Consider the following 16,408-nt stretch of genomic DNA (forward strand, 5'->3'; position numbering starts at 1 on the left):
AAGAGGCGTTTCGGCCGCTCGCCGGGCCGGAAGGGCTCCGCTCAGTAAGCGCGTGCGACGAGCGCGACGTTACCGGGGGCGTCCTCGTCGGCCGGCACCGACCCGTCCTCGGCGACCAGACACCGTACGGTCATCGCCTGCTCGGCCAGCCTGGCCTCGCCGTCCGCGCCGAGCGTCGCCCACGGGATGCACGCCCAGCCGCCCGCGCCGACCGCCTCCACGGCCTCGTCGATCGAGGACACGTCCGTGGTGCGGGACTCGCGCCGCTCACGGGACTGGCTCAGCAGCAGCGCCTGGTCCTCCTCCAGCAGGCCGGGCAGGACGTCGGCGAGCGTGTCGAGCTTCGCCGGCTCCTTGCCCCCGGGGATGCGCCGGGCGAGCATCGCGGTGTCGTTCTCCAGGTCGCGGGGGCCGACCTCGACGCGCACGGGCACACCCTTGAGTTCCCAGTCGACGGCGCGGCGGCCGAAGGGCGTGTCGGTGCGGTCGTCGACCTGGACCCGCAGACCCGCCGCCCTCAGCCGGTCGCCGATCTCGCGGACCTTGGCCAGAACCGCCTCGTCACCCTTGATCGCGAGGACGACGACCTGGGTCTGCGCCAGACGCGGCGGGACGCGCAGGCCGTTGTCGTCGCCGTGCATCATCACCAGGGCGCCGATCATTCGGGTGGTCGAGCCCCACGAGGTCTGCCAGACCAGTTCCTGGGTGCCTTCCCTGGACAGGTACTGGGTGTTGAAGGCCTTGGCGAAGTTCTGGCCCAGCTCGTGGCTGGTGGCCATCTGCAGGGCCTTGCCGTCGCCCATCATGCCTTCGAGCGTGAGGGTGTTGATGGCGCCGGCGAACCGCTCCTTGGCGGTCTTGCGTCCCGCGACCACGTCCATCGCGAGGACGTTCGTCATGAAGTCCTCGTACACCTCGCGGTGGATGTGCGAGGCGAAGTCACGGGCGTCCTCGTAGGTGGCGTGCGCCGTGTGGCCCTCCTGCCACAGGAACTCGGTCGTGCGCAGGAACAGCCGGGGCCGCAGCTCCCAACGGACCACGTTCGCCCACTGGTTGATCAGCAGGGGCAGGTCCCGGTAGCTCTGCACCCACTTCGAGAAGTACTCGTTGATGATCATCTCGGAGGTGGGCCGGACCACCGCCGGCTCCTCCAGCTCCTTGCCGCCGCCATGGGTGACCACCGCGAGTTCGGGCGCGAACCCCTCGACGTGGTCGGCCTCCCTGGCGAGGTACGACTGCGGGATCAGCAGCGGGAAGTACGCGTTCTGGGTACCCGTCTCCTTGATGCGGGCGTCCATCTCCGCCTGCATCCGCTCCCACAGCCCGTATCCGTACGGTCGGATGACCATCGTGCCGCGCACCGGGCCGTTGTCGGCCAGTTCCGCCTTGCTGATCAGATCCTGGTACCAGCGGGGGAAGTCGTCCGCCCGGGGTGTGAGAACGGGTGCCTTGGCCATGGCGAGATGGTACGGGCTCACGTTGCGAGGATGTGAATTCTCGCCACAGGCGCAGGGAAGGCACAAGGAGGGCCCTTCGACCACTGGACGCCGCCGCGAGCCCGGAGTTACCTGACATACGTGGAATGTGCGAGCGCACGGCACGGGGGCCACGCAACGGGGCACAGCGGCAACTCTCTGCGGATTGGGGCGCTTACCTATGACACCTACGCTCGTGCGACAACACCTGTCTCTCGCGGGGACGGCTCCCCGCGTGAACCTGTGCGCACGCGCGCGTGACTGGTCCGAGATTCAGGAGCGGATGCTGGTCCCGCTCTACGAGGCCGTCTACGAGCGACTTGAAACAGGCCCCGGCACACGGCTGTTGGGCCTCGGCTGCGGCTCCGGGCTCGCCCTGCTGATGGCGGCCTCCCGAGGGGCCGCGGTCGCCGGTGTCGACTCCTCACCCGAATTACTCGCCCTCGCGCGGCAGCGCCTGCAACCGGACGGCTGGAACGCACACACGCGTGCCCGCACCCGGGTCCTCGCCGGATCGGTCCGGGACGCGGCGGGTCCGGGCACCCCCGCCTACACCCTCGTCACCGCCCTGGACCCCGTCGGGTCCCTGGCGTCCGGTTCGGAGGACCTCGGTGAGCTGCTCGCCGCGGCGACCCCGCTCGCCCGGCGTGGGGCGCCCGTGGTGCTCGCCGGCTGGGGCCCGCCGGAACGCTGCGCCACGTCGGCGGTGCTGCGGGCGGCCGCCGGGCCCACGCGGTGGCGGCCCGCCCTGCGCGACGACCTCGAGGACGTCGCCCAGCGGGCCGGGCTGAAACCGGACGGCTCGGGCCGGGTCTCCTGCCCCTTCGGGTACGCCGACCTCGACAGCGCCGCGCGCGGCCTGATGTCGACGGGTCTGCTCGACGGGGCGATCGCCGCCACCGACCAGGAACGGGTCGGCAAGGAGCTGGCGGAGGCGTTGCACCCGTACCGGCGGGGGGACGGAACCGTCTGGATGCCGAACGTCTTCCGCTACCTGATCGCCCGCGTTCCCTAGGGGGTGTCTCCCCGCTGGGGCTCGTCGTCCTTGCTCAGGCGTGTGATCCCCGCGATCCGGTACGCGTCCGCCTCTTCGAGCGTCTCGTGCTCCAGCAGGGCGTGGGCGAGGGCGTCGAGCTTCCCGCGGTGCTCGCGCAGTTTGCGGCAAGCCTGCGCGTAGCACTCGTCGACGATCCGCCGCATCTCGCCGTCGATCACGTCGAGGGTGTGCGGTGCGGCCGCGAGTCCGTACGCCTGCTGGGCGTCGCTCGGGAGGGCGGAGAGACGGCCGACGCGCTCGCTCATGCCCCAGCGGGCCACCATGCCGCGCGCGATGTTGGTGACCTGCTCCAGGTCGTTCTCCGCGCCCGTGGTGACGACCCCGTAGATCACCTCTTCCGCCGCCATGCCGCCCAGGGCGCCGATGATCCGGCCGCGCAGGTACTCCTCCGAGTGCGCGTACCGCTCGACCTCGGGGGTCGACATCGTCACCCCGAGGGCCCGGCCGCGCGGCACGATGGTGATCTTGCGGACGGGGTCGGCGCCGGGCTGCAGCATGCCCAGGAGGGCGTGTCCGCTCTCGTGGTAGGCCGTGCGGCGGCGGTCCTCCTCGGGCATGATCAGGGTGCGTTCGGCGCCCAGCTGGACCTTCTCCAGGGCTTCCGACAGGTCGGACGGGGTCACCTGCTCCTGCTTGCGCTTGACCGCGAGCAGTGCGGCCTCGTTGGCGAGATTGGCCAGATCCGCACCTGTCATGCCGGGGGTCGTACGGGCCACCCGGGCCAGGTCCACGTCCGCGGCGAGCGGGATCCCGCGTGTGTGGATCCGCAGGATCGCCTCACGTCCGCCGCGGTCCGGCGGCGAGACGTTGACCACCCGGTCGAACCGGCCGGGCCGGGTGAGCGCCGGGTCCAGGATGTCGGCGCGGTTCGTCGCCGCGATGACGACCACGCCCTCCGAGCCCGAGAAGCCGTCCATCTCGGTGAGGATCTGGTTCAGCGTCTGTTCGCGCTCGTCGTGCCCGCTCACCGAGGCCCCGCCGCCGCGGGCCCGCCCGATCGTGTCGATCTCGTCGATGAAGATGATCGACGGGGCCACCTTGCGCGCCTCGGCGAACAGCTCACGGACCCGGGAGGCGCCGACGCCCACGATCATCTCGATGAACTCGGAGGCGGAGGCGGAGAAGAAGGGCACGCCCGCCTCGCCCGCCACCGCGCGCGCCAGCAGGGTCTTGCCGGTGCCGGGGGGACCCGCGAGGAGCACGCCGCGCGGCATCTTCGCGCCCATCCTGCGGTAGAGGTCCGGGTGTTCCAGGAAGTCGACGACGTCGTCCAGCTCGCCCTTGACCTCGTCGATGCCGGCCACGTCGGCGAACGTGGTGCGCTGGGTGCCCGGCCGCAACTCGACCGGCCTGGGCGGCGCCTTGCGGCCGAGCATGCCTCCCGGGCCGCCGAGGCCGCCCGCCCGCAGCCGCCGTGCGAAGAAGAGCCACACGGCCACCAGGATCACCAGCGGCACCAGGGAGAGCAGCAGGTTGGACAGCAGGCTGCGCTGCTGCACCACGGGTTGTGCGGTCACCGTGACGTGGTGGCTGCTCAGGTTCTGCCAGAGCCTGTCGTCCGCGAAGGCCGGGCGCTGCGTCCGGAACCTGGTGTACCGGCCGCCGCCCTCGGGGTTGGTACGGGCGGTCCTGAGCTGGCCCTGGATCGCGTCGCCCTTGGAGTAGATCTTGGCGACGTTGCCCGCGCCGACCTGTCTGCTGAACTCCGTGTAGGAGATCGTCGGCTCGTTGCCCTGGCCGAGGTAGTTCAGCCCGGCGTACGCCAGCAGGAAGACGATCACGGCGGTGAGGAGCAGCCCCCACCACCGGCCGCGGATCCTTCTGCCGCCGGTCCGGGGTGGTGTCTCGTCCGGGGTGCCCTCGGTGCGCCACGGGCGGTCAGGGGCCCTGGGGGGTGGCGCGGCATTGCTCATATCTGGACGTTACGGCACACAACGGGTCGTGGCACGCGCTGAGGGCGCCCCTCCCGCACGGGAGGGGCGCCCTCGGTGTCGTACCGGCGTCCTGCGTCCGGTGGCCGGTCAGCCCATGAACTTCTTGAACTCGTCCGGCAGCTCGAAGTCCTGGCCGCCCTGCTGGGGCAGGTTGAAGGCGCCCCCGCCCTGGCCGGCCGCCTCGCGGCGCTGGGCCGCCTCCAGCTCCTGCTGCTTGCGCTTCATCGGGTTGCCGGAACGCTGCTTGCCCTTGGCCTTCTTCGGCTGCTTCTTGGTGCGGCCGGGACCGCCGCCCATGCCCGGGATCCCCGGCATGCCGGGCATGCCGCCGCCCTGCGCCATGCGGGACATCATCTTGCGGGCCTCGAAGAACCGCTCGACGAGGTTCTTGACCGCGCTGACCTCGACGCCGGAGCCCTTGGCGATACGGGCCCGGCGCGAGCCGTTGATGATCGTGGGGTCCTGGCGCTCGCCCGGGGTCATCGACTTGATGATCGCGGCCGTGCGGTCGACGTCCCGCTCGTCCAGGTTGTTGATCTGGTCCTTGATCTGGCCCATGCCGGGCAGCATGCCGAGCAGCTTGCTGATGCTGCCCATCTTCCTGACCTGCTCCATCTGGGCCAGGAAGTCGTCCAGGGTGAAGTCCTGGCCCTTCTTGGACGCCAGCTTGGAGGCCATCTTCTCGGCCTCTTCCTGGCTGAACGTCTTCTCCGCCTGCTCGATCAGGGTGAGCAGGTCACCCATGTCGAGGATGCGGGAGGCCATCCGGTCCGGGTGGAACGCGTCGAAGTCCTCGAGCTTCTCGCCGTTCGACGCGAACATGATCGGCTTGCCGGTGATCTGGCGGATCGACAGGGCCGCACCACCGCGGGCGTCACCGTCGAGCTTGGAGAGCACCACGCCGTCGAAGCCGACACCGTCGCGGAAGGCCTCCGCGGTGTTGACGGCGTCCTGGCCGATCATGGCGTCGACGACGAAGAGGATCTCGTCGGGGCTGACCGCGTCGCGGATGTCCGCGGCCTGCTGCATCATCTCCTGGTCGATGCCGAGGCGGCCGGCGGTGTCCACGATCACGATGTCGTGGACCTTGGTCCTCGCGTGCTCGATGGAGTCCTTGGCGACCTTCACCGGGTCACCGACACCGTTGCCCGGCTCCGGCGCGTACACCGCGACACCGGCCCGCTCGGCGACCACGCTGAGCTGGTTGACGGCGTTGGGCCGCTGGAGGTCGGCGGCGACCAGCAGGGGCGAGTGGCCCTGCTCCTTCAGCCACCGGCCGAGCTTGCCCGCGAGGGTGGTCTTACCGGCACCCTGCAGACCGGCGAGCATGATCACGGTCGGGGGCTGCTTGGCGAAGCGCAGCCGGCGGGTCTCGCCGCCGAGGACCGTGACGAGCTCGTCGTTGACGATCTTCAGGACCTGCTGGGCCGGGTTCAGCGCCCTGGAGACGTCGGCGCCGAGGGCGCGCTCCTTGACGTTCTTGATGAACGTGCGGACGACAGGGAGGGCCACGTCCGCCTCGAGGAGCGCGATACGGATCTCGCGCGCCGTGGCGTCGATGTCCGCCTCGCTCAGCCTGCCTTTGCCGCGGAGGTTTTTGAAAGTCGCGCTGAGGCGGTCGGAGAGGGTATCGAACACGGCGGCGTCGGTCCTTGGTGTCGGCGACAATCTGGGCTGCCCTCCAGGGTATCCGGCCCGGCAAGCAAATCGTCCCCGCCCGCTGGATCCAGCGGGCGGGGACGTCCGGTGAACGCGCGGTCCGGAGGGTCAGGTGCGCAGCATCTCCTCGAGTTTCCGTGCCACGGTCGCGGCTTCCGCCCCCGGCAGCGGCGTGCCCTCGGCGCCGGTGACGTAGAAGGCGTCCACCACGTTGGAGCCGAGCGTGCTGACGTGGGCACTGCGCACCCGCACCGCCGCGTCCTCCAGTGCCCGTCCGATCCGGAACAGCAGCCCGGGCGCGTCCTGCGCGCGGACCTCGATCACCGTGGCGTGGTGGGAGGCGGCCGGGGCGACCGTGACGCGCGCCGGCGGGGCGACCCGGCCGCGGCGGCGGGGGTAGGCGGCGTCGCGTTCGGCGAGGCGGGCGGCGATGTCCAGGCTGCCGTCGAGGGCGCGTACGAGGTCGGCGCGCAGGCGGGCCGCCTGTGGCAGGGAGCCGTACTCCGCGGCGACCCGCCAGTCGAGGAGCAGCACCGAGCCCTCCTCGATGCTGTCGGTCAGGTCCAGGGCACGCAGTTCGGCCGTGCGGACGGTCAGCCGGTGCACGGCCAGGACACCGGCGACCGCGGGCAGCACGCCGGGCTGGTCGGGGACGGCGATGAGGAGTTCCACGCCGAGGGGCTCCGGTTCGGCGGAGGGCTCCTCGGCCGGCGGCTCGGTCTGGGCGCGCAGGGCGAGGACCGGCCCGCCGGTGCGGAGCGCCTCGACGGCGAGCCGCTCCTGTTCGGCGGTGGGCGCCGCGGTCTCGGGTTCGTCGGGGGCGTCCCCGGCGATGACGGCGGAGACCCGCTTGACCAGGTCGGCGACGAGGGAGCCGCGCCAGGAGGACCAGGCGGCCGGGCCGGTCGCCAGCGCGTCCGCCTCGGTGAGGGCGTGCAGCAGTTCCAGCGTGCTCTGGGTGCCGACCGCCTCGGCGACCGAGTTGACGGTGGCCGGGTCCTCCAGGTCACGCCGGGTGGCGGTGTCGACGAGCAGCAGGTGGTGGCGGACGAGCGTGGAGAGCACGGCCACGTCCGCGCGGTCGAAGCCGATCCGTGCCGCCACGTCCTTGGCGATGATCTCGCCGGCCACGGAGTGGTCGCCGGGCCAGCCCTTGCCGATGTCGTGCAGCAGTGCGGCGACGAGCAGCAGGTCCGGGCGGCTGACCCGGCGGGTCAGCTCGGAGGCGCGGACCGCCGTCTCGATCAGGTGCCGGTCGACGGTCCAGATGTGGACGGCGTTGCGCTGCGGGCGGCAGCGGACCCGCTCCCAGTCCGGCAGCAGGCGGGTGATCAGGCCCTCCGCCTCCAGTGCCTCCCACACGTCGATGGTCGGACGCCCGGAGCCCAGCAGTGTCACGAGCTGCTCGCGTGCCTCGGCGGGCCAGGGCGTGGGCAGGGGGCGGGTATGGGCCGCCATGCGCCGTACGGCGTGCAGGGAGAGCGGGAGTCCGGCCTGCGCGGCGGCGGCCGCGGCGCGCAGCGGCAGTACGGGGTCGCGTTCGGGGCGCGCGGCGCGGGCGAGTACCACCTCGCCGTCCTGCTGCACCACGCCCTCGGCCAGCGGAGAGCGTTCGGGGGCCGGTTTGCCACCGCCCAGCATGGCGCGCAGGCGCGGGCGTACGGCGCGCGACCGCAGCACCCGCCCCACCTCGCGCCAGGTGACGTCACTGGCGTACGAGATGACCCGGGCGGCCTCGTACACCTGCCGCAGCAGGGTGTCGGCGTCGAGGAGACCCAGCTCGGCGGCGACCTGGTCCTGTTCCTGCAGTGCCAGCCGGTCGGTGGCCCGTCCGGTGGCCAGGTGCAGGGCGTCGCGTACGTCGAGCAGGCGCCGGCGGGCGTCGGCGAGGCCCTCGCGCGGGGCGTCGGCCAGCCAGGAGGCGGCCACGGCGCGCAGGGCGGTGGCGTCCCGCAGGCCGCCCCGGGCCTCCTTCAGATCGGGTTCGAGGAGGTACTGCAACTCGCCCTGGCGTTCGGCGCGCTCGGCGCACAGCTCCTGGAGTTCGGGGAGACGTTTCGGCGCCTGGTTGCGCCAGTCCGCGAGCACCGCCGTGCGCAGCCCGGCGGTGAGGCCGAGGTCACCGGCGAGGTGCCGGGCGTCGAGGAGGCCGAGCTGGACCTTGATGTCCTCGCCGGCGGTCTTGCGCGCCTCGGCCGGCGTGCGCACGGAGTGGTCGAGGGCGAGGCCGAGGTCCCAGACGGGGTACCAGAGGCGGTCGGCCAGGGCGGCGACCGCCTTGGTGTCACCGCCGTCGTGCAGCAGGAGCAGGTCGAGATCGCTGCGCGGGGACAGCTCGCCGCGCCCGTAGCCGCCGACCGCCACGAGGGAGACGCCCGGCAGCCCCTCGGCCGCCGCGGTGAACAGCCGCGCGAGCCAGTCGTCGGTCAGTTCGGCGAGGGCCGCACGGCGCGGCGGCCCGGACCGCGCCCCCTCGCCGAGGAGGCGCAGCCGGGCCGCCGCGTAACCGCTGGGTCCCGAGTCATCCGCTTCGTTCCGTACATCCGCACTCGTCACCCAGCAGCTCCTGCCCGTATTCAGGTGGTTCTGTTCTTCAGTGTGTCCGGATCCCAGCGTCCGGTCACAGCGCGTCCGGGCCGCGCTCGCCGGTCCGGACCCGTACGGCCGTCTCGACCGGCAGGGACCAGACCTTGCCGTCGCCGATCTTGCCGGTGCGGGCCGCCTTGACGACGACCTCGATCAGCTGTTCGGCGTCGTCGTCCTCGGCCAGTACCTCGATGCGGATCTTGGGGACCAGGTCGACGGTGTACTCGGCACCGCGGTAGACCTCGGTGTGGCCCCGCTGACGACCGTATCCGCTCGCCTCGGTCACCGTCAGCCCGTGGACGCCGAAGGCCTGGAGGGCCTCCTTGATCTCGTCGAGCCGGTGGGGCTTGACGACGGCGGTGATGAGCTTCATGCGTCCACCTTCTTGGTCTTGGTCTGCGGGGCGGCCAGAGGCGAAGCGGCGACCGACCCGGCGACACCACCGCCGGCGCCGCTGAAGTCGTATGCGGTCTCGGCGTGCTCGGCCTGGTCGATGCCGGAGATCTCCTCGTCCTCGGTGACCCGCATGCCGATGGTCTTGTCGAGGAGGAAGGCCAGGACGGCGGAGGCGATCAGGGAGTAGGCGAGGACCGCGCCGACACCGGCGCACTGCTTCCACAGCTGGGTGAAGCTGTGGTCGCCGTAGAAGACACCGGTCGCGGTGGACTGGCCCTTGCCGGTGGCGAAGAAGCCGATGAGCAGGGAGCCGATGATTCCGCCGACCATGTGGACGCCGACGACGTCGAGGGAGTCGTCGTAGCCGAACCTGAACTTCAGGCCGACGGCCGCGGCGCAGGCGACACCGGCGATGGCGCCGACGGCGATCGCGCCGAGCGGGGAGACCGCGCCACCGGACGGGGTGATCGCGACCAGACCGGCGACGGCACCGGAGGCGGCGCCCAGCGTGGTGAACGCGCCGTGGCGGATCTTCTCGTAGGCGAGCCAGGCCAGCATGGCGGCGGCGGTGGCGACCTGGGTGTTGACGAACATCAGCGCGCCGACGCCGTCGTCGTTGCCGAGCCACGAGCCGGCGTTGAAGCCGAACCAGCCGAACCACAGCAGGCCGGCACCCAGCATGACCAGCGGGAGGCTGTGCGGGCGCATCGGGTCCTTCTTGAAGCCGACGCGCTTGCCGATGACCAGGATCACACCGAGGGCGCCCGCACCGGCGTTGATGTGGACCGCCGTACCACCGGCGAAGTCGATCACGCCGAGCTTGTAGGCCCAGCCGTCGGCGCCCCAGACCCAGTGGGCGACCGGGACGTAGACGACCGTGAGCCACAGGGCGACGAAGAGCGACCACGCCGAGAACTTGACGCGGTCCGCAAGGGCGCCGCTTATCAGGGCCGGCGTGATGACCGCGAACATCAGCTGGAAGACCATGAAGACGAAGATCGGGATGGTGTAACCGTCCCAGAGCTGCGTCAGGCCGACGTTGCTCATGCCGAACCAGTCGGAGTTCCAGCCGATGAGGCTGTTCTTCGTGCCGAAGGCGAGGGAGAAGCCGTAGAGGACCCAGAGGATCGTGACGATCCCGATGCTGATGAAGCTCATCATCAGCATGTTCAGGGTGCTCTTGACGCGGACCATGCCCCCGTAGAAGAAGGCGAGGCCGGGTGTCATGAGCAGCACCAGGGCGGAACAGATGAGCATGAAGCCTGTGTTCGCGGATGACAGCTTCGGTGCCTCCGCGGCAAGCGTGATGGCTGATGCCATCGGCGTCTCCTCGTCGATTGGTACGGCCCCGTGCGGGCGAAGCCTGAGCGGTCCGGTCAGTGAGGGGTGGGCCGGTTATGCGCCATGAGATTGGCGCAGCGCCGTTTCGGTGGAAGCCACTCGTTGTTTCGCCGGGGTGACGAAGACGCCGTGCGTGTTACGCGTAGGTGAAGTGCCGGATGTCCCCCGCGCCGATCGTTATCGTGGCGCAACCTTGGGAACGACAACCGCGACCGTCGATCGAGGAACCCCCACGGCGCTCGGCCACATGCGCGAAATCGGCGCCGGTTCAGGCGCCGAGGGGTGTGTGCCGGCCGCGGACGGCCTTCCGATGACCTGGCATGGGGGAGCCGAGTCGGACAGTTCGGGAGGGCCGGCCGCGGCCGGGGCCTGCGGGTCAGACCGCTTCCGCGGTCTCCGGGAGGTCGACGGCGAGCTGCTGGCCGAGCTCGACGACCTCGGCGAGATCGCCGTAATCGCGGACGGCCGTGTCGACGGTCTTTCGGATACGGGTGTTCACACGCTCGGAGCGGACCTTCTTGGCGACCTGCATGGCCTGGGAGGCCATGACCGCGCATTGCTCGGGTTCTCTGCGCAGCAGGTGCACCGTGGCCATGCCGATGAGGTTGAGCGCATACGACCGCTGGTGCTCGTGGTCCTTGGCGAACAGTTCCACGGCGCGCTGCATCAGGGGTTCCGCGAGGGAGGCGTAGGTGGGGCTGCGACCCGCGACATAGGCGAGGTCGCGGTAGGAGTGGGAGTTCTCCGCGTGCAGCTCCGCCTCGGAGAAGAAGCGGATCCAGTCGGGGTCGGGATCGTCCCACTCGTCGGCCTCGGCGAAGGTGTCCTCGGCCATCCGCACCGCCCGCTTGCACTTGCCGGGCTGGCCCATGTTGGCGTAGGCGCGGGCCTCCATCGCATACAGCATCGCCTGGGTGCGCGGGCTCGCGCAGTCCCGGCTGCCGTACTGCGCGAGGTGGATCAGTTCCAGGGCGTCGTCGGGCCGGCCGAGGTGGATCATCTGCCGGCTCATGCTGGACAGCACGTAGGAGCCGAGCGGCTTGTCGCCGGCCTCCTTGGCGGCGTGCAGGGCGAGGACGAAGTACTTCTGCGCGGTGGGCTGGAGCCCGACGTCGTAGCTCATCCAGCCGGCCAGCTCGGCGAGCTCGGCGGCGACCTGGAAGAGCTTGCGGGCGGTGGTTTCGGACTGGGGTTCCTGGAGGAGGTCGGTGACCTCGTGCAGCTGGCCGACGACCGCCTTGCGGCGCAGACCGCCGCCGCACTGCGCGTCCCACTGCCGGAACATCACCGTGGTGGTCCCCAGCAGCTCCAGCTCCGGCTTGGACAGACGGCCGGGGCGCCGGGGCTCGGCGGCGGGCCCGGCCTGGTGCGGTACGGGCGCGGACGGTGAGGGGACGAGCCAGCGCTGCATCGGCTCGACGAGGGACGGGCCCGCGGCCAGGCCCAGCGAGGTTCCGAGGAAGCCGCGCCGCGCCAGCATCAGGTCGCTGCGCGAGAACTCGCTGAGCAGGGCCACCGTCTGCGGGCCCGTCCAGGGCAGGTCCACTCCGGACACGGAGGGTGACTGGCGGGCCGCGCGCAGACCGAGGTCCTCCACGGAGACGACACAGCCGAACCGCTCCGAGAACAGCTCGGAGAGGATCCTGGGAATCGGCTCGCGAGGGTTCTCCCCGTCCAGCCAGCGGCGCACCCGCGAGGTGTCCGTGGAGATGTGGTTGGCCCCCAACTGCCGTGCGCGGCGGTTGACTTGGCGGGCGAGCTCGCCCTTGGACCAGCCGCTGCGCACGAACCACGAGCCGAGCAGCTCGTTGGGGCGCTTGTCAGCGTTCGTCCCGCTACCGCCACTGCCGCCCACTGGAACGCCCCCATCCCTGAGACCACTTGTCGCCGAGTGCGCCAAGCCCTATCAGAATGCCGGTAAATACGGCTTCTCGTCCGGCAGTTGCCACCCTTCGAACGGGATGACGACTTGCCTCCGGCATACCCACGAGTGCATGCGTCCCCAGGACTCGTGCACTCAGCGTAATCCTACGATCACGGACGCAGCCACGGCGATCCCGGAATCGCCACCATTCGCCACCCCTTCGAATGAACCCACGTCCGGCCGGTCGCGATTCACTTGACACAGGGCGACTTGAAGCAGGTGCAGCGGTGCACTCAGGGGCGCGCGTGGCAGGGCGTACAACCCTGAGCGCTTCCACGCGCCACCCGTATCGAGCGGAAAGAAGGGAAGGCGGAGCCTGAAAGGTCACGTTCCGTTTCCATATCGTTCCGCCGCGTAACCACCGCGCGCCGGACCCGTTGGAGGGGGCATGGAGTTCACGATCGGCGGCATCCGTGAGATCCGCTCCGGCGCGCGTCGGCGCGGGCGCTCCACGGAGTGCACCGCCGTCGCCGAGTTCACCGGACTGTGGGGCTGGGACGTGGTGCCGGGCGCGCGGGCCTCCGCCGGTGCCTGCTCCTGTGGCCGCGCGGAATGCCCCGTACCGGGGGCCCACCCCCTGGAGTTCGCGCCCCGGATCTCCGCCGGGGCCACGCTGGACGAGGCGACCAAGGCCTGGGCCGAGCACCCGGGCGCCGCCGTGATGCTGCCCGTCGGGCGGGCGTTCGACGTGATCGAGGTGGCCGAGCCGGCCGGCCGCCGCGCGCTGGTCCGGCTGGAACGCATGGGCCTCCCCCTCGGCCCGGTCACCGCCACCCCGGACGGCCGTGTCCACTTCCTGGTCGCCCCGGGCGCCGCCGCGGAGCTCCCCGCCCTGCTGTACCGGATGGGCTGGGACGACCCCTCCGCCCTCGACCTGCGCGGCCTCGGACCCGGCACGTACATCACCGCGCCGCCCTCGGACCGGGGCGGCCTGGGCCCGGTGCGCTGGCTGCGGCCGCCCGCACTGGACTCGGCGACGAGGCCTCCGGCGGCCCGGCTGCTGCTCGGAACGCTGGCGTACGTGGCACACCGGTCACGGGCCTAGGAGGGGTCTCCGGCGGATCATGCCGGAGACGCGGGGGCCGGAACCCCGCCGGCCCCCGCACCCCCGCGCCGCAAGGAGAAACGCCCGCCCCCGTCACATCCCGGGGCGGGCGCTTCCGCGATCAGCTGCCACGTTCGGCAGGTGATGGTCACTCTCCGATAAGGGCGTCAACGAACGCCTCCGGCTCGAACGGCGCCAGGTCGTCCGCGCCCTCGCCGAGGCCGATCAGCTTGACCGGCACGCCCAGCTCGCGCTGGACCGCGACCACGATGCCGCCCTTCGCCGTGCCGTCCAGCTTGGTCAGCACGATGCCGGTGATGTCGACGACCTCGGCGAAGACCCGGGCCTGCACCAGCCCGTTCTGCCCGGTGGTGGCGTCGAGGACGAGCAGCACCTCGTCCAGCGGGGCGTGCTTCTCGACGACGCGCTTGACCTTGCCGAGCTCGTCCATGAGGCCGGTCTTGGTGTGCAGACGGCCGGCGGTGTCGATGAGGACGACGTCGACCCCCATCTCCTTGCCCTCCTTGACCGCGTCGAAGGCGACGGAGGCGGGGTCGCCGCCCTCGGGCCCGCGCACGGTGTAGGCGCCCACGCGCTCGCCCCAGGTCTGCAACTGGTCGGCGGCGGCGGCCCGGAAGGTGTCGGCGGCGCCGAGGACGACGGTACGGCCGTCGGCCACCAGGACACGGGCGAGCTTGCCGGTGGTGGTGGTCTTGCCGGTGCCGTTGACGCCGACGACCATCACGATGCCGGGCTTGCGGTCCTCGGGCTCCGTCTTCACGGTGCGGTCGGCGTCGGCGCCGACCAGCTTGACCAGCTCCTCGCGCAGCAGGCCGCGCAGCTCCTCCGGGGTCCGCGTGCCGAGCACCTTCACACGCTCACGCAGCCGGTCGACCAGCTCCTGGGTGGGCTGCACACCGACGTCGGCGGTGAGCAGCGTGTCCTCGATCTCCTCCCAGGTGTCCTCGTCGAGGTGCTCCCGGGAGAGCAGGGTCAGCAGACCCTTGCCGAGGGCGTTCTGCGAGCGGGACAGCCGGGCGCGCAGGCGCACCAGGCGGCCGGCGGTGGGCTCCGGGATCTCGATCTCGGGAGCCGGTACGACGGGGGGCTCCTCGACTGCGACCGGGGGGCCGCCGGGGAGGTCCACCTCCTCGATGGTCCGGCGTTCTTCGTCGTGCGGCGTCTCGGCCTCGTCGCCGACGTGCGGCTCGGCCGGGGGCGCGGTGATGTCGGGCGTGGTGGGGGGCGGCGGGGGCAGCGGCTTCCGGCGCCGGCTGCCGACGATGAGCCCCCCGAGCGCGCCGAGCACGACCACGGCGATGACTACGGCAAGGATGATGGTTTCCATAACGGGTCCAGTATCCATCCCTGCCCCGCGCTCAGCCGGGCGGAGCGCCCCGGTGCGCCTCGTACGAGCGCACGACGGCCCGTGTCACCCCCATGGCCATCTGACGTCCCGTCAGCTACCGTCGCGGCACCCGGCCCACCCACCCGGCGAAGGGGGACCTCCCATGCCCGTCACGGTCGTCCGTTTCAACCTCGTCGAACCCGGCGCCTCCCCCGCCGCCCTCGGCGCCCGCTACCGGGCGGCCCTGGAGATGGCCGCGTACGCCGACGAGCGGGGCGTCACCACCGTGCAGACCGAGGAACACCACGGCGCGGACGACAACTGGCTGCCGGCGCCGTTCGCCTTCGCGGGCGCGGTCTTCGGGGCCACCCGGCGGATCGCGGTCACGGTGTCGGCGGTCATCGGCCCGCTGCACGACCCGCTGCGGCTGGCGGAGGAGATCGCCGTCCTGGACCTGCTCAGTGGTGGCCGGCTGGTGACGGTGGCCGGGATCGGGTACCGGCCTGAGGAGTACGCCCTGTTCGACGTGGAGTGGAAGCGGCGCGGCCGGCTCCAGGACGAGCTGCTCGAGACCCTGCTCAAGGCGTGGACCGGCGAGGAGTTCGAGTACCGGGGCCGCACGGTACGTCTCACCCCGCGCCCGTTCAGCGACCCGCACCCCCTGCTCCTGGTCGGCGGCTCCTCCAGGGCCGCCGCCCGCCGGGCGGCCCGGCTCGGCCTGCCGTTCTTCCCCAGCGCGCACCTGCCCGAGCTGGAGGCGTACTACAAGGAGCAGCTCGTGGAGTACGGCACCGAGGGCTGGACGATGATGCCCGCGGCCGAGACGCCGCTGCTGCACCTCGCCGAGGACCCGGACCGGACGTGGGCGGAGTACGGGGAGCACTTCCTGCACGAGGCGCGGACGTACGCCTCCTGGCAGTCCTCGGACATCCGCTCGGCGGTGCGGTCGTCGGCCACGACGGTGGCGGAACTGCGGGCGGAGGGGGTCTACCGGGTCCTCACCCCGGAGGAGTGCCTGACGCAGGGGCTGGACAGCCTCGTCCTGCATCCACTGGCCGGCGGGATGCCGGTGGAGGAGGGGTGGCGGAGCCTGCGGCTGTTCGCGGAGCGGGTGGTTCCGGCGCTGGGTGGCTGACCTGCGCCGATAATCCCTGGCCGGGCGAGGCCCGTGGTGATCCACTGGGCGCATGAGTCTGACGGTGGAAGTGTTCGTCCGGGAAGCGGACGGGAAGTCACGGATACTCGACGTGCCGGACGACGTGTTCCACTCCGGCGGCTTCGAGTCCTGGCGTACGACGGTGTGGGGATCGGAGTTCGTGCGCTCGCTGGGTGCCCGCCTCCTGCCGGTGCTGGCCGAGCGGGACCTCTGTGTGGAGGCCGGGGACGTGCCGGAGTTGCTGCGCGAGGTCGCCGTGCTGTGCTCCCGTCTCGACGAGGTCGCCCGCGGCACCGAGCGGCCGCGGACGGTGGAGGAGCACCGGCACCAGATCGAGACGCGGTTGGCGATCATCGAGGAAAGCTGCCGCAAGGCCCTGGAGATCGGCGGCGGCGTCCTCATCTGGTGACCTCGCCGTCACGACACCGCCGCCCCGGCTCGCGCAGTGGGCGAGCCGGGGCGGCGGAGGTGCGGGGAGAGGAGCAGC

The 16,408-nt window shown here is 71.6% G+C and carries 12 protein-coding genes; 4 read left to right on the forward strand and 8 right to left on the reverse strand.

Features of this window, described 5'->3' with window-relative positions:
- Positions 1–41 precede the first annotated feature (41 nt).
- A complete protein-coding gene (gene proS, locus ACWC21_RS13705; RefSeq protein WP_450881282.1) occupies positions 42–1,457 on the reverse strand; it encodes a proline--tRNA ligase in 1,416 nt (471 codons plus the stop codon).
- 199 nt (positions 1,458–1,656) lie between these two features.
- On the opposite strand from proS, the gene ACWC21_RS13710 reads away from it, so the two are divergent.
- On the forward strand, positions 1,657–2,490 hold the full coding sequence (locus tag ACWC21_RS13710; protein WP_450881284.1) for a methyltransferase domain-containing protein: 834 nt from the start codon (positions 1,657–1,659) through the stop codon (positions 2,488–2,490).
- Here the strand turns inward: ACWC21_RS13710 and ftsH are convergent.
- From ftsH to nsdA, 6 genes are all read right to left on the reverse strand, one after another.
- Positions 2,487–4,445, reverse strand: coding sequence for an ATP-dependent zinc metalloprotease FtsH (gene ftsH / locus ACWC21_RS13715; protein WP_450881286.1), 1,959 nt, complete (start codon positions 4,443–4,445; stop codon positions 2,487–2,489). The genes ACWC21_RS13710 and ftsH overlap by 4 nt on opposite strands.
- Positions 4,446–4,553: 108 nt before the next feature.
- Positions 4,554–6,104 carry a signal recognition particle protein gene (gene ffh / locus ACWC21_RS13720; RefSeq protein ID WP_450881288.1) on the reverse strand — a complete coding sequence of 517 codons (1,551 nt, stop codon included), beginning with the start codon at positions 6,102–6,104 and terminating at the stop codon, positions 4,554–4,556.
- A 129-nt stretch (positions 6,105–6,233) separates the two neighbouring features.
- Positions 6,234–8,681: a [protein-PII] uridylyltransferase gene (locus tag ACWC21_RS13725; RefSeq protein ID WP_450881290.1), complete on the reverse strand. Its 2,448-nt coding sequence runs from the start codon at positions 8,679–8,681 to the stop codon at positions 6,234–6,236.
- Between the two features lie 64 nt (positions 8,682–8,745).
- On the reverse strand, positions 8,746–9,084 hold the full coding sequence (locus ACWC21_RS13730; protein WP_039656487.1) for a P-II family nitrogen regulator: 339 nt from the start codon (positions 9,082–9,084) through the stop codon (positions 8,746–8,748).
- A complete protein-coding gene (locus tag ACWC21_RS13735) occupies positions 9,081–10,427 on the reverse strand; it encodes an ammonium transporter (protein ID WP_450881292.1) in 1,347 nt (448 codons plus the stop codon). Before ACWC21_RS13735 ends, ACWC21_RS13730 begins: the two co-directional genes overlap by 4 nt.
- A gap of 397 nt (positions 10,428–10,824) precedes the next feature.
- Positions 10,825–12,303 (reverse strand): transcriptional repressor NsdA, encoded by a 1,479-nt coding sequence (gene nsdA, locus ACWC21_RS13740; protein WP_450881294.1) that lies wholly within the window; start codon positions 12,301–12,303, stop codon positions 10,825–10,827.
- A 457-nt stretch (positions 12,304–12,760) separates the two neighbouring features.
- On the opposite strand from nsdA, the gene ACWC21_RS13745 reads away from it, so the two are divergent.
- Positions 12,761–13,417, forward strand: a complete 657-nt coding sequence (locus ACWC21_RS13745; protein ID WP_450881296.1) for a bifunctional DNA primase/polymerase — start codon at positions 12,761–12,763, stop codon at positions 13,415–13,417.
- Between the two features lie 148 nt (positions 13,418–13,565).
- On the opposite strand, the gene ftsY is transcribed toward ACWC21_RS13745, so the two are convergent.
- Positions 13,566–14,765, reverse strand: coding sequence for a signal recognition particle-docking protein FtsY (gene ftsY / locus ACWC21_RS13750; RefSeq protein WP_450881298.1), 1,200 nt, complete (start codon positions 14,763–14,765; stop codon positions 13,566–13,568).
- Between the two features lie 163 nt (positions 14,766–14,928).
- Here ftsY and ACWC21_RS13755 point away from each other — a divergent pair, with 163 nt between their 5' ends.
- On the forward strand, positions 14,929–15,900 hold the full coding sequence (locus ACWC21_RS13755; protein WP_450881300.1) for an LLM class flavin-dependent oxidoreductase: 972 nt from the start codon (positions 14,929–14,931) through the stop codon (positions 15,898–15,900).
- A gap of 52 nt (positions 15,901–15,952) precedes the next feature.
- Positions 15,953–16,330: a hypothetical protein gene (locus tag ACWC21_RS13760; RefSeq protein WP_450881302.1), complete on the forward strand. Its 378-nt coding sequence runs from the start codon at positions 15,953–15,955 to the stop codon at positions 16,328–16,330.
- Positions 16,331–16,408: the final 78 nt, after the last annotated feature.

The sequence above is a fragment of the Streptomyces sp. NPDC001348 genome (assembly GCF_053597535.1).

Excerpts from the sequence above, each read along its gene's own strand:
- ACWC21_RS13730 (WP_039656487.1), bottom strand. The coding sequence starts at position 9,084 with ATGAAGCTCATCACCGCCGTCGTCAAGCCCCACCGGCTCGACGAGATC.
- ACWC21_RS13745 (WP_450881296.1), top strand. The coding sequence starts at position 12,761 with ATGGAGTTCACGATCGGCGGCATCCGTGAGATCCGCTCCGGCGCGCGT.
- ACWC21_RS13760 (WP_450881302.1), top strand. The coding sequence starts at position 15,953 with ATGAGTCTGACGGTGGAAGTGTTCGTCCGGGAAGCGGACGGGAAGTCA.
- ACWC21_RS13755 (WP_450881300.1), top strand. The coding sequence starts at position 14,929 with ATGCCCGTCACGGTCGTCCGTTTCAACCTCGTCGAACCCGGCGCCTCC.
- ftsH (WP_450881286.1), bottom strand. The coding sequence starts at position 4,445 with ATGAGCAATGCCGCGCCACCCCCCAGGGCCCCTGACCGCCCGTGGCGC.
- ACWC21_RS13735 (WP_450881292.1), bottom strand. The coding sequence starts at position 10,427 with ATGGCATCAGCCATCACGCTTGCCGCGGAGGCACCGAAGCTGTCATCC.
- proS (WP_450881282.1), bottom strand. The coding sequence starts at position 1,457 with ATGGCCAAGGCACCCGTTCTCACACCCCGGGCGGACGACTTCCCCCGC.
- ftsY (WP_450881298.1), bottom strand. The coding sequence starts at position 14,765 with ATGGAAACCATCATCCTTGCCGTAGTCATCGCCGTGGTCGTGCTCGGC.
- ACWC21_RS13710 (WP_450881284.1), top strand. The coding sequence starts at position 1,657 with ATGACACCTACGCTCGTGCGACAACACCTGTCTCTCGCGGGGACGGCT.